Consider the following 13,554-nt stretch of genomic DNA (forward strand, 5'->3'; position numbering starts at 1 on the left):
GTTAGAACTCGACCCCGGCCTGCCCCTTAATCCCCGAACGGAAGGGATGCTTGACCAGTTCCATCTCGGTCACGAGATCGGCGATCTCGAAGAGTTCCTCCTTAGCGTTGCGCCCGGTCAGGACGACGTGCGTCATGTCAGGTTTTTCCGTCTTCAGGAACTCGATCACCTCGTTCAAATCGAGATAATCATAGCGCAGTGCAATGTTGATCTCGTCGAGCAGCACCATGGAATTGCGCTCGTCGCGGATGAGCTCCTTCGCCTTTTCCCAGGCAGCGCCGGCCGCTGCGACATCGCGGGCGCGGTCCTGCGTTTCCCAGGTGAAGCCCTCGCCCATGGTATGAAACTGGCAGATATCGGAAAAGTGCTTCTCGATGAGATCGCGCTCGCCGGTCCACATCGCGCCCTTGATGAACTGCACAACGGCGCAGGGCTTCCCATGGGCGATGTGGCGGAAGATCATACCGAAGGCTGCCGACGACTTGCCCTTGCCCTTGCCGGTGTGAACAATGATGAGGCCCTTCTCGTCGGTCTTCGTCGCCATGATCTTGTCGCGCGCGGCCTTCTTCTTGGCCATCTTGTCTGCATGACGCGTGTCGTCGCCCTTCCCTGTGCCGGAGACGATTTCATCGTTTTCTTCGCTCATTGGTCTCTCCCTGAAATTCTTGATTTTTGCGCCAACGGCCCGCCGCGCCACAGATAAAGCGCCACCAGTGTCTCGGTACGTGTCTGCATGGCATGACGGATGTCGGAAGGATGATGGATGATTTCGCCGGCGGCGCGTGGCTGAAATGCCCCGCCGTCCTTGCTCCAAAGGGAGCCCTCAGTCAGCGGAATGTAGATTTCCAGAGCGACATGATGATGGTCGGGATAGACGATGTCGGGCCCGAGCAGCAGGAAACCTCCCGCCATGTCCTCGCTTGCGAAATGGCCGCGCGTGCCGAAAAGCTCTACCCAGCCATAGCGCTGCAGAAAATCCTCGCCGAAATCGCCGGCCCCATAGGTTTGCCCCCAGCGCAGAACCTTGGCAGCGGCAGCAAGCGCAGACAGCAGTTCCGGCGTTCCGGCATACGGGGCGATGTCTTTGAGGTATTCGACAACTGGCAGAATATGTGGCTCGAGCTTCCGTTCGGCCATATCCCACTCGAAGCCGGCGGTGAAGCGAGCGACAAGATCGTCGTTGCGGGAGGAAAGGTGGGCTTGGAAGCACGCAAGCAAATCAGCGATCTGTTTCATCTGACGCGTTTCCTCGGCTGTTCCCTTGCGGCAAGATCGAAACGTGCCGAATTGCTGCGTGGGGTCCAAAGCTGCCGCTCGATTGCCTCCATCAGCTTCTCTTTCATCTCCTCAAGCGCGGCCGGGTTCTTCTCTTCCATGAAATTGCGCACCAGGCTGTCGGCGACAAACGCCTGGTAGACTGCCTCGAAATGATGATCGCGCACGGCACCTGTCGTTGCCGCAAAGGCAAAGAGATAATCCACCGTCGCGGCAATTTCGGACGCTCCCTTGTAGCCATGACGCATCACTCCTGCAATCCACTTGGGATTGACGACACGCCCGCGGACTACCCGTCCGATCTCTTCCTCGAGAGACCGAATGACAGGCTTTTCCGGGCGGGAATGATCGTTGTGGTAGATCGCCGGACGACTGCCGCCAAGCTGTTCGGCCGCCGCTGCCATGCCGCCTTCGAACTGATAGTAGTCGTCGCTGTCCAACAGATCGTGCTCGCGGTTGTCCTGGTTCTGCACCACTGCCTGGATCGAGCGCAGCCGCTCCTCGAACACGCCGCGCTCAGCGCGTCCTTCCTCGCCGGCGCCATAGGCATAGCTTCCCCAGACGAGATAGGCCTCCGCCAGATCGGCCCGCCGCTCCCAGCCCTTCTCGTCGATCAGCGCCTGCAGCCCTGCACCGTAGGCACCCGGCTTCGAGCCGAACACGCGGTAGCCGGCGCGGCGCTGCGCTGAGGCTTCGTCGAGACCCGCAAGTTCCAGCCGAGCGGCCTCGCCGCGCATGCGCTCGGCGATCGGATTGTCGCTGGCATCCTCGTCAAGGGCGCCGACCGCCCGCACCGCCTTGTCGAACAGCGCAATCTGGTCGGGAAAGGCATCGCGGAAAAAGCCTGAAATCCTGAGCGTCACATCGACGCGCGGCCGCCTGAGCATCGCCGGCGGAATGATCTCGTAGCCGGTGACGCGCCGCGACGACATATCCCAAATCGGCTTGACGCCGATCAGCGCCAGCGCCTGCGCGATATCATCACCGCCGGTGCGCATGTTCGAGGTGCCCCAGGCCGTCAGCCCGAAGGAAACCGGCCAATCGCCGTGATCCTGCACATAGCGGCGAACAAGCAGCTCGGCGGATTTCTTGCCGAGCTCATAGGCGGCCGGCGTTGGCACTGCTCGGCTGTCGACCGAGTAGAAGTTGCGACCGGTCGGCAACACGTCCGGCCTGCCACGGGTCGGCGCTCCGGAAGGTCCGGGGGGCACGAAGCGTCCGTCGAGCCCGCGCAGCAGGCCCTCGATTTCAGCCTTTCCGCAGGCAAGGATCGATGGCTTGAGACGGAATTCGATCTGGTCGAAAACCTGTTTAGTGCGCAGCCATGCGTTCGGGCAGGCAATGTTGCCATCCACCATCGCCGAGGCCAAGAGCTCGATGCGTTCGACGGTATCGCCTTGAATGCGCCATGGGTCGTTCGATATATCGGCGAGGATTTGCGGGCGGGGGCCGGTCCAGGGGGCGGCCATGTCGCAGTCCAGGGGATCGAACTTTTTTGCAGAAGAGGGTCCGCCCCCCTCTGTCCTGTCGGACATCTCCCCCACAAAGGGGGAGATTGCTGTGGCAACCTCTCGCGTCATGTTGATCTCCCCCCTTGTGGGGGAGATGTCGGCCCGGCCGACAGAGGGGGATGCTGCACCCACAGAACCCAACCCCGCATCTGCAGCAATAGCCCGCTGCAAACTCTGGTCGCCGCCCTCGCCCAAACCGCGCGGCACCCGCGCCAGCGCCACCGTCAGATCCGTCAACAGCCGGCCTTGCGGCGAAACGCCGAACACATGCAGCCCGTCGCGGATCTGCATTTCCTTGAGGTCGCAGAGATAGGCGTCGAGCTTCTGCAGCGCGCTGTCCTCGCTCTCGCCCTTGGCGATACCGGCATCCTGATCGAGACCGATATCGGTCACCAGGTCGAGGATCTGCTTGCGTAGCAGCTTGATGCGGCGCGGATCGACGCCGGATGCCTCGTAGTATTCGTCGACCAGCGCCTCGAGGTCCTTCAGCGGGCCGTAGCTCTCCGCACGTGTTAGCGGCGGCGTCAGATGATCGATGATGACGGCACTGGTCCGGCGTTTCGCCTGCGTCCCTTCTCCCGGATCGTTGACGATGAAGGGATAAAGATGCGGCATCGGCCCGAGGATCGCCTCGGGGTAGCAGCTGTCCGACAGGGCCAGCGCCTTGCCCGGCAGCCATTCCAGATTGCCATGCTTGCCCATGTGAATGACGGCATGGGCGCCGAATTCGTTGCGCAGGAAGGCGTAGAAGGCGAGATAACCGTGCGGCGGCACGAGGTCCGGCGAATGGTAGCTTTCTTTCGGATCGATATTATAGCCGCGCGCCGGCTGGATGCCGACGACAAGCTCACCAAAGCGAGTGAGTGGCAACGCGAAGGCATCGCCGAGGAAATAGGCATCGGCCGCGGGCGCGCCCCATCGCTTTGTCACCTCACCTTGAATCTGAATGGGAAGAGACGCAAAGAACGCCATGTAACTGTTGAGCGAAAACCTTACGCGAATGACCTTGCCATCGCGGCCGGAATTGGTCGGCCCTTCCATCAGATGGCGCATCAGCGCATCACCGTCGGCAGGGATATTGGAAACCGGATAACCCGCTTCGGCCATCGCCCGCAGCACCTCGACTGTGCCCGCCGGCGTATCGAGCCCGACCCCATTGCCAAGGCGCCCGTCGCGGTTCGGGTAATTGGCCATGATCAGCGCAACCCGCCGATCGGCTGATTTCGTCTGCCGCAGCCGCGCCCAGTTGCCGGCAAGCTTCGCCGTATAGCGCATGCGGTCTTCGTCAGGCTCGCTGCCGACAATGTTGGCCTCAACCCGCTCGTCGTAGCGCGCTGCAGCCTTGAACGACACCGCGCGCGAAAGCACGCGGCCATCGACTTCGGGAAGAGCGACGTTCATGCCGAGGTCGCGGGCGGCAAGCCCCAGCGCCGACGCGGCCCAGGCCTGCCTCGACGAAGCCGAGAAGATCGCCTGGAGCACCACGGCATCGCTCGCCTCCAATACCGTCGGCTGCCGATCCGCGCCGGGAGCGGAGACGGCAAAGCCCGTGGTGTTGATGACGACCTCGGGCGAAAGTTCGGCAAAGACGCTTTCGAGGATGCCCTTTGATACCGGATCCTTGAGGCTGTAGGCAAAGACCGGCAGCGGCCGCATGCCCTCGGCCAGCACCGCCTCGATCATCGCCTCGATGGGTTTGGTTTCACCGCTCTGGACGAGGGCGCGGTAGAAGGAGATGGCGACGACGGACGTATGCTGAGTGTTATCCCCCTCTGCCCTGTCGGGCATCTCCCCCACCAGGGGGCAGATGTCGGCCCGGCCGACAGTGGGGGGTGTTGTCGCAACCCGCCGCCACTCCTCGACCCCGATCACCCCTCGCCCCGGCCACCAGATTCCCGCCTTCATCAGCGGCGACGCCGGTTGCGGTTTCTCGGTTGCCGACAACATCGCTCCGGCATAGGAAAGAAACGCCCGCATATTGGCGTCTCCACCTTCGATCAGGTAGGACCAGAGCGCGTTGAGGTCCTCGAGCCCCACGTTCGAAAACGGCGTCAAGCCAGGATCGGGCCTGGAATCGCCGGGCAATACCGCAATCAGCGCACCCTGCCTTGCAGCGACGGCATGCAACGCTTCCAGCGCATAGTGAAAATAGCTGGCACCGCCGAGCGCCCTGATGACAATCAGTTTCGCATACCGCGCCGTCCGCTCGACATAGGTGTCGACCGACATCGGATGCTTGAGGCTCATGAGGCTTGCAAGCCTCAGCGAATGGGATTGCTCTCTTTGCCCGTGCGCTGCCGCCATCGCCGCAATCTCGGTATCGGCCGCCGACAGGAATAGGATATCGCCCGGCGACTGGCCAAGGTCGATCGCCTCCTCGCCGTCGGCGATCGTTCCTTTCTGGGCTAGCAGGAGATGCATTCAATTTGCCTCAGACCAGTGCCGCGATCGCCTCGCGCACGGCTTTCTCATCCATGTCATGCAGCCCGATGACCACAAGCCGCGTGGCCCTTGCCTCGCCCGGACGCCAGGCCCGATCGAAATAATGATCGACGCGGCTGCCGACGGCCTGGAGCTGCAGCCGCATCGGCTTGCCGGGAACATCGACGAAACCCTTGAGGCGCAGGATGTCATGGGTCCCGATAACGCTCTTCAGGCGTTCGATGAACGCGGCGGGATCGTCTATACCGGCAAGTTCCACCACGAAACTGTCAAATTCGTCATGGTCATGCGGAGTGCCGTCCGCATGTTCCAGTTCGTGATGCGATTGACGGTTGGCGATATCGCCCTCGGTACCGACGCCAAGGCCAAGCAGCACCGCCGCGGAGACCTCGCCATTGCGCGCTTCGATCATCGTCGGCTTGCGGTGCGTGCGCGACAGGACCTCGGCGCGCACGCCGGCAATACCTCCCGCATCGAGCAGGTCCGTCTTGTTGAGAATGATGAGATCGGCACAGGTCAGCTGATCTTCGAAAAGCTCCTCGATCGGATTGTCATGATCGAGCGATGCGTCTTCGGCTCTTGCGGCATTCACCGCGTCATGGTCATCGGCAAAGCGCCCGGCGGCGACCGCCGCGCTGTCGACGACGGTGATGACCCCGTCCACAGTCACCTGCGTGCGGATGTCAGGCCAGTTGAAGGCAGCGACCAGCGGCTGCGGCAGGGCCAGCCCGGAGGTCTCGATGACGATGTGGTCCGGGCGAACGTCACGCTCCAGAAGCTTGGTCATGGTCGGGATGAAATCATCGGCGACGGTGCAGCAGATGCAGCCGTTGGTAAGCTCGATGATATCGTCCTCGGTGCAATTCTCGGCGCCGCAGCCCTTGAGCACGTCGCCATCGACCCCAAGATCGCCGAACTCGTTGATGATGAGTGCGATCTTCCTGCCTCCGGCGTTCTGCAGGAGATTGCGGATCATCGTCGTCTTGCCCGCGCCGAGAAAGCCGGTGATGACGGTGGCGGGGATCTTCTGGTTCATACGGGTCAACCCTTCATTTTCAGCGGCAATCCGGCCGCAACGAAATATACGTCCGCAGCGATTGCCGCGATCATCTGGTGCAGCCGGCCGGCATGGTCGCGAAAATCCCGAGCCATACGGTTTTCCGACACGATCCCAAGACCGACCTCATTGGAAACAAGCATGATGCGCGCCTTCGCCTGCGGCAGGTAATTCACAAGTGCTATAAATTCGGCCGGAATGTCCCGCTCCTCGATCATCAGATTGGTGACCCAAAGTGTCAGGCAATCGACGAGGATCGCACGGTCTTCGCGATCGATCGATGACAGCTGGCCGACCAGATCGAGCGGCACCTCATGGGTTGTCCAAAGCGCGCCGCGGTCCGAGCGATGCTTTTCGATACGGTCGCGCATCTCGTCGTCCCACGCGCGTCCGGTCGCGACGTAGTGGCGCTCGAGACCGCAATCGGTAACGAGCTTTTCTGCAAAACGGGATTTGCCGGAGCGCGCGCCGCCAAGCACGAGGGTGGCGCCGGATGAAAGGGCGGACATCAGCGGGTTCCGATCCTCACGCGACGCGTCGCACGAGGCCGCTCAATGCGGCCGTCTGGATCGGTAGAACGCGCAAGTAGCAAACGCGCAAAGCAAGTGTTTCAGCCATGACAACCTCCGTGCTGGCAGCGGGACGTCGGTCCCTTGGGTGGGGCTTGTCGCCCGGCACGATTGGCAGGTCTCCTGGCTCGCGGGTGCGGCACCGCGATCAGTGGGCCGGAAACCGGTGTCCACTGATCGCGGGCCTGCGGATCTTCCTGCCTTCCCGGCGGTCATCGTGAGGACGGACGATTCGTAGATAAGGAGGCGTCCAGCCCTGGTAGATCACGATGCCATGCCAGTGGCTTTTTCGGCTCCGACACCATCCTGCCCGTCCGCACCATTGCAAACAGCCGGCAAGAATAGCCTTCGAAGCCGAACGGAAGACCCTGACCGCTCTACAGTCGCGGGGTCGGCTGTGATGAAGGCGCCCGACTTGGGTCCGCCCCTTCACATTCCCTTTTCATCCCCTGCGGCACGCCGCCGCCTGGGAACCATTCGCTATTGCCTCATGGTTAGGCAAACGACGGAATGGAGTCAATCTCGAAGGGAATGTCGCCGATCGTTCTTCCCACAGCAGACGACGCGAAAAAGCTCAGCCCTGCCGGTCTTTTGCCGCAATTCCTTGACTTAAGGGGTCTATAAGGCTCGAAGCATCGGTCTTGCCTCCATTTCAAGTCGTATTTCATGCTCCAGAGATTCCGTCCGCGCCGCTTCGGCGCTCTCCGTCTGCTATTCGATTTCGATCGGCTGAGAGCAGCTCTTCGACGCAGCGAGCTCGGCCTGCTCTTTGCAGGCATCGCCGTCGGTGTTTCTTCCGGATGTGCGGTGACGGCAATGAGCCTGATATCGCAGCAGATGCATCGGCTGATTTTCGGGATCAACGACACGGACCGGCTGAGCTCCTCCGAATTCGACAACAAGTTGCTGCTGCTTGCCGCTCCCGTGGTCGGTGGCGCGTTGCTGGGGCTGCTGATCTTCATCCTTGCCAAGACCCGCAAGAAGCCGATGGTCGACCCGATTGAGGCCAACGCCTTGCATGGCGGCCGCATGTCGCTCACCGACAGCATTCTCGTTGCGGTCCAGAACCTGATCTCGAACGGCTTCGGCGCCTCGGTCGGCCTCGAGGCCGGCTATACCCAGATTGCCGCCGGCATCGCCTCCAAGCTCGGCTACAAGTTGAAACTACGCCGCTCAGACTTGAGAACGCTGGTCGGCTGCGGTGCGGCCGGCGCTATTGCTGCCGCCTTCAACGCGCCGCTAACGGGCGCCTTCTATGCCTTCGAGCTGATCATTGGCACCTACACCATCGTCACGCTGACGCCGGTCGTCGTCTCGGCGCTAGTCTCGACCGTGGTTGCAAGACTGCTTTCGGGCAGCAATGTCATGATTGACATCGGCGCATTCGGCAGCGTCGTTCCGGCCGACTACATCCCCGCCGTGCTGCTTGGGGCGCTCTGCGCCGGCCTCGGCATCCTGCTGATGCAAGGCGTCTCCTTCATCGAGGAACTGGCGCGAAAGAGTTCGATCGCCCTGCCGTTCCGCCCAGCACTCGGCGGCCTCGTCGTCGGCCTCCTGGCCATTGTCTCGCCGCAGGTGCTGTCCGCCGGCCACGGTGCACTGCACCTGAACCTTGGTCGCGATTTAGCGATCCCCGCATTGCTCGGCATCCTTATGCTGAAGTCGCTGGCATCGGCGGTGTCGATCGGCTCGGGCTTCCGTGGCGGCCTCTTCTTTGCTTCCCTGTTCATGGGATCGCTCATTGGCAAGATCTTTGCCTATTCCGCTCCCTATTTCGACCACGCCACGCTCACCCCCGTCATCTATGCAGTCGTCGGCATGAGTTCGCTCGCCGTCGCCGTCATCGGCGGACCGCTGACGATGACGTTCCTGGCACTGGAGATCACCGGCGACTTCCCGATCACTGCGCTCGTCCTTGCGGCCGTCATCACCTCCTCCATGGTCGTGCGCACCACATTCGGCTACTCCTTCGCGACATGGCGCTTCCATCTGCGCGGCGAGAGCATCCGCAGCGCCCACGACGTCGGCTGGATCCGCAACCTTACCGTCAACCGGATGATGCGACCCGACATCCGCACCGCCAATGTCAACATGACGTTTGCCGACTTCCGCCACGATTTCCCAATTGGCTCCACCCAACGCGTGATCCTGCTTGACGACGCCGACAAATACGCCGGCATCGTGCTTGTGCCGGACATCTATGCAAGCCCGGTGGAAAAGGATGAGGAAAGCCGCGACCTTGGAGATTTCATCCGCTACAGGAACGATTTCCTACTGCCGCAGATGAACGCCAAGCAGGCAGCGGCGATCTTCGACAAGACCGAGAGCGAAGCACTTGCCGTCGTCAACAACCTGATCGAGCGCAAGGTCGTCGGCCAGCTCTCCGAGAGCCATACCCTGAGGCGATATTCGGAAGAGCTCGACCGCAGGCGGCGCGAGGTTTCCGGCGAGATTTAGTCAGTTCAGGGAACTGAGATCACCTCTGTGCTAAAATTCGAAGCCATGGAGGCGCGTCGATGGGTAACGCATTCAACGTGTTGCATCTGACGGAGGATGCAGCGGGAGAAAGCCGTTTCGGCGTGTTCGACTTGCCCTTGCACGAGATCGCATTTGCGTCTCCCGCACGCCCCTTTTCTGGCCTCTCCAACGATGTCGGCCAAAGGCTATGTGGCCATCCGGATACCGGCTGGCTGGGCCGGCGAGTTGCATCGGTCGCCTCATCGTCAAATCCTGTTCTGCTTGTCGGGTGCGCTGAAAGTCACGGCAAGCGACAACGAGATGCGCCTCGTCGAGGCTGGATCGGTCTGGCAGATGGAAGACGTCAGCGGCAAAGGTCACTGGAGCGAGGTGGCAACCCCTGTCCCATTCGACGCCGTCATCATCTTGCTGGATTGCCCGTCCTGAACGGCGAGCCACGCGAAATGGCTGCCGGCGGGTTGAGCGACAGGCCTTGAGCCTAAGCCCGCGAGCCGAGCAAATCGTCGAGCCAGCGCTTGTCGAGCACCGCTTCCAGCTCTGCGGCCACGTCGTCGAGTGCTCGGTCGACGCTCTCCCGGTAGTTCATTCGCTCGCCTGACAGGCCGAAGCTGCGCAGCAATCCGGCGCGGTAGGCGTCGCTGCCGAACAGGCCGTGCAGATAGGTTCCCATCACGCGTCCATCGGCGGAGATGGCACCATCTGCCCTGCCGTCGATCACCGATGACGGCCGCTCGCAATCGGGTCCGCGGGTGACGCCAAGGTGGATTTCATAACCCGACAAAGCAACGTTATGCTCGCTCGACCAGGCGCCGCTGTTGCGCACCGTCTTTTCCGGCGTCATTTCGGTCTCGATGTCGAGAAGGCCAAGGCCCTGGACTTCGCTTGCCGGACCCTCGATGCCGAACGGATCGCGCACGAGACGGCCGAGCATCTGGTAGCCGCCGCAAATGCCGATCACTCTGCCACCACGCCGGACATGAGCCGCAAGATCGCGGTCCCATCCCTGCGCCCGAAAATCGAGTAGATCCGAGATCGTCGATTTCGAGCCGGGCAGAACGATCAGGGCGGCGTCAGCAGGCAGGACTTCGCCTGCGCGCACGAAGACGAGTTCGACATCGGGCTCCGCCCGCAATGGATCTAGATCATCGAAATTGGCAATGCGGGAGAGAACCGGGACCGCGATCTTGAGAGCGCCGCTGGCGCCCTTCGCTAGCCGCTCCAGTACGACGGAATCCTCGGCCGGCAATCGGCCAGCCGCTTTGAGCCATGGCACCACGCCGAAACAGGGCCAACCCGTAAAATCCCCGACCGACCTGATGCCATCGTCGAAGAGCGATACGTCGCCGCGAAACTTGTTGATGATGTAGCCGGCGATCATCCGCCGGTCTTCCTCGGCCAGGATGGCATGCGTGCCGACGAGCGAGGCTATCACCCCGCCGCGGTCGATGTCGCCGACAAGCACCACCGGCACATTTGCGCGCGTGGCGAAGCCCATATTGGCAATGTCACCGGCCCTGAGGTTGATTTCGCCAGGCGATCCGGCGCCTTCGACGACGATCAGATCCGCGCCTGCCGACACCGTCGCGAAGCTGTCGAGCACCGCCCCAAGCAGCTGCGGTTTGAGCCCTTGGTAGTCGCGTGCCTTTGCCTGCCCCCAGACTTTCCCCTGCACGATGATCTGGCTGCCGTTTTCCGACTGCGGCTTCAAGAGCACGGGGTTCATATGCACGGAAGCGGGCACGCGCGCGGCGAGCGACTGCAGCCATTGCGCCCGGCCGATCTCGCCTCCGTCTTCGGCCACGGCGGCATTGTTCGACATGTTCTGCGGCTTGAACGGGCGAACCTTCAACCCTCTATTTGCGGCAAGGCGGCAAAGCCCGGCCACCAATACCGTTTTTCCGACATCTGAGCCGGTTCCCTGCAGCATGATTGCCTTGGTCATCGGCGCAAGGCTCGCAACCTCGATGCCACTGGAAATCCGCCGTTCTGCCCCATTTCAGCCTCTTTCCATGCCTGCGGCGATCCTGCTTTTGCAGCAAAAATGCATCACCCGCTCCAGCGCTCTATTTGCGACATCGCATGGCGATTTCATCCATTGTTCCGTGTCGGAAACAGGACTATTTCCGCGCTTAGTCACGCGCCCCGAATTGGCAGGCGCTCCCTTAAGGATACCCCGATGCTGTTCATCTTCAACAACAAGAATTCCATCCAGATTGCCTGGGGTTCCAAGGTCCCGGCCGCAAAGCCGGAAACCCGTGTCCAGGAACTCGACGTCCGCGTCGGCACCGTCGGGCTCATCCGAACCAATAACGCCGGCTGATCCCCAGTCAATCCTGCTTGGTTGCTTTTCCAGATTAGGGGAAGCGGAGCGATTGCATGCCCCAAACGCGAAAACCGCGCGAGCCCTGGAGCTGCACGCGGTTTGCCAGAAAACGCAGACGACTTGCACTTACGCTGCAAGGCTCGCTTTCTCCGGGACGCAAAACCTGATCCGGAGAAGCAGCGGTTGTCCCCCGCCGCGCCACAACAAATAGCCGGACATCGTTACCGGAGTGTTATTGAAGCCTTAAATTAGAATGAATTTCACTTTTTTTCGATTTTTTTTGAGATTCGTCCCGACCTATAAAAAACGGCGCGAATTGGACACTAAACGTCTTCTGCGGGGCGTGACTTTCTCCGGATTTTCGCTCCCTGGCCCACAGCAAGCCGCCTTGCTGGGATGCGTTGCTCAATTTACAGCCACGCATAGTAGAAATTAGGCTAATTCAAGCGGTTATTGAGGCTTTCGGAGAAAGTTCGACAAGCCCCGCTGCGGCTTAACTGTTGATTTCTCCGTCTGAATCCTTAGGCTCTTTTTTTAGGTACAAGAAAAGTGTGGCTGCGACCGGATTTGCAGACGAACAACAAACACGAGTACCGACAGACAGGGGGCCGTGCAGACGTCGTCAGTGGCGCTTGAACGGTTGATGACAGGACTACGCTGACCGGGCCGGCTGCATATGCGCCGCGACGGCCTGAATGTTTATCTGCAAAACACTGGGAGAAACTACATTATGAAGAAGCTTATCGCTTCCGCCATCTTCGCAGCAGGTGTCTATGCTTTGGCTGGCTCGGCACAGGCTGCTGGATGCGGCGACGTATCGATCGCCGAAATGAATTGGGCCTCTGCCGGCGTTGCCGCACAGGTCGACAAGATCATCCTCGAGAACGGCTACGGCTGCAAGGTTTCGCTTGTCACCGGCGACACGCAGCCAACGTTCGCCTCGATGAACGAGAAGGGGCAGCCCGACATGGCGCCCGAGCTTTGGGTCAATGCGGTTCGCACCGCGCTGGACAAGGCAACGGCTGAAGGACGCCTGATCGAAGCAGCGCCGCTGTTGAGCGACGGCGGTGTTGAAGGCTGGTGGATCCCTAAATTCATCGCCGATGCGCATCCCGACATCAAGACCGTCCAGGACGCCCTGAAGCATCCAGACCTCTTTCCAGCACCGGAAGACAAGACGAAGGGCGCCGTCTACAACTGCCCGTCGGGCTGGAACTGCCAGATCTCGACTGCCAACCTTTATAAGGCTCTCGGCGCCGAGAAGCTGGGCTTCACGCTCGTCGACACCGGCTCTGCCGCCGGCCTTGACGGCTCGATCGCCAATGCCTTCGAAAAGAAGACCGGCTGGCTGGGCTACTACTGGGCTCCGACCGCCATCCTCGGCAAGTACGAGATGGTTCGCCTGAGCTTCGGCGTACCGCACGACAAGAAGGACTGGGACGCCTGCACCTCGCAGCAGGATTGCCCCAACCCGAAGGTCAACTCCTACCCGGTTTCGGATGTCTTTACCGTCGTCACCAAGGCCTTTGCCGACAAGGCAGGCGTCGCCATGGACTACGTGAAGATCCGCAAGTGGGATAATGCCACGGTCGGCAAGGTTCTCGCCTGGATGACGGACAACCAAGGCACAAACGAGGACGGCGCGAAGTACTTCCTGAAGACCTATCCCGACATGTGGACCAAGTGGGTTGCACCTGATGTCGCAGCCAAGGTCAAGGCATCGATCTGATCGCCTGAACGGCAAGACGGCGGCGGACCGACCGGCCCGCCGCCATTCCTGCATCCGCCACGAGCCGCAGACGTCCCGCGCCGACAACCGTGCCGGCTTGAAGTCGCAAAGAGCAAAAGGTTTCGCGGCCAAGTGATGTAGATGAAGGGTGCACGTTGCCAACCGGTGAC

10 protein-coding genes and 1 riboswitch are annotated in these 13,554 nt (G+C 61.4%); of the genes, 4 read left to right on the forward strand and 6 right to left on the reverse strand.

All coding sequences use genetic code 11. The features are described 5' to 3' along the window. Position 1: 1 nt before the first annotated feature. The 5 genes from cobO to cobU are packed head-to-tail and all read right to left on the reverse strand — an operon-like array spanning position 2 to position 6,794. On the reverse strand, positions 2-646 hold the full coding sequence (gene cobO, locus AB4Z52_RS07195; protein WP_442217220.1) for a cob(I)yrinic acid a,c-diamide adenosyltransferase: 645 nt from the start codon (positions 644-646) through the stop codon (positions 2-4). After that, on the reverse strand, positions 643-1,236 hold the full coding sequence (locus AB4Z52_RS07200) for a dimethylsulfonioproprionate lyase family protein (RefSeq protein WP_442217221.1): 594 nt from the start codon (positions 1,234-1,236) through the stop codon (positions 643-645). The genes cobO and AB4Z52_RS07200 overlap by 4 nt, the downstream gene beginning before the upstream one ends. After that, positions 1,233-5,207: a cobaltochelatase subunit CobN gene (gene cobN / locus AB4Z52_RS07205; RefSeq protein ID WP_442217222.1), complete on the reverse strand. Its 3,975-nt coding sequence runs from the start codon at positions 5,205-5,207 to the stop codon at positions 1,233-1,235. Before cobN ends, AB4Z52_RS07200 begins: the two co-directional genes overlap by 4 nt. A gap of 10 nt (positions 5,208-5,217) precedes the next feature. Further along, entirely contained in the window at positions 5,218-6,264 is a 1,047-nt protein-coding gene (cobW, locus tag AB4Z52_RS07210; RefSeq protein WP_442217223.1) for a cobalamin biosynthesis protein CobW, read from the reverse strand. Positions 6,265-6,269: 5 nt separating this feature from the next. Then, positions 6,270-6,794 (reverse strand): bifunctional adenosylcobinamide kinase/adenosylcobinamide-phosphate guanylyltransferase, encoded by a 525-nt coding sequence (cobU, locus tag AB4Z52_RS07215; RefSeq protein ID WP_442217224.1) that lies wholly within the window; start codon positions 6,792-6,794, stop codon positions 6,270-6,272. A gap of 156 nt (positions 6,795-6,950) precedes the next feature. Continuing rightward, a riboswitch (cobalamin riboswitch) is annotated at positions 6,951-7,347 on the reverse strand. A gap of 173 nt (positions 7,348-7,520) precedes the next feature. On the opposite strand from cobU, the gene AB4Z52_RS07220 reads away from it, so the two are divergent. Then, positions 7,521-9,311: a chloride channel protein gene (locus tag AB4Z52_RS07220; RefSeq protein ID WP_442217226.1), complete on the forward strand. Its 1,791-nt coding sequence runs from the start codon at positions 7,521-7,523 to the stop codon at positions 9,309-9,311. 192 nt (positions 9,312-9,503) lie between these two features. Further along, positions 9,504-9,758 (forward strand): hypothetical protein, encoded by a 255-nt coding sequence (locus AB4Z52_RS07225; protein WP_442217227.1) that lies wholly within the window; start codon positions 9,504-9,506, stop codon positions 9,756-9,758. Positions 9,759-9,810: 52 nt separating this feature from the next. On the opposite strand, the gene AB4Z52_RS07230 is transcribed toward AB4Z52_RS07225, so the two are convergent. After that, positions 9,811-11,274: a cobyric acid synthase gene (locus tag AB4Z52_RS07230; RefSeq protein WP_442217228.1), complete on the reverse strand. Its 1,464-nt coding sequence runs from the start codon at positions 11,272-11,274 to the stop codon at positions 9,811-9,813. 234 nt (positions 11,275-11,508) lie between these two features. On the opposite strand from AB4Z52_RS07230, the gene AB4Z52_RS07235 reads away from it, so the two are divergent. Both AB4Z52_RS07235 and AB4Z52_RS07240 read left to right on the forward strand, forming a co-directional pair. Continuing rightward, the gene (locus AB4Z52_RS07235; protein WP_442217229.1) at positions 11,509-11,652 is read left to right on the forward strand and encodes a hypothetical protein; all 144 of its coding nucleotides are present in this window, start codon (positions 11,509-11,511) and stop codon (positions 11,650-11,652) included. Positions 11,653-12,385: 733 nt separating this feature from the next. Then, positions 12,386-13,384 carry an ABC transporter substrate-binding protein gene (locus AB4Z52_RS07240; RefSeq protein ID WP_442217230.1) on the forward strand — a complete coding sequence of 333 codons (999 nt, stop codon included), beginning with the start codon at positions 12,386-12,388 and terminating at the stop codon, positions 13,382-13,384. Positions 13,385-13,554 lie beyond the last annotated feature (170 nt).

The sequence above is a fragment of the Rhizobium sp. 2YAF20 genome (assembly GCF_052114685.1).
Classification (GTDB): domain Bacteria; phylum Pseudomonadota; class Alphaproteobacteria; order Rhizobiales; family Rhizobiaceae; genus Rhizobium.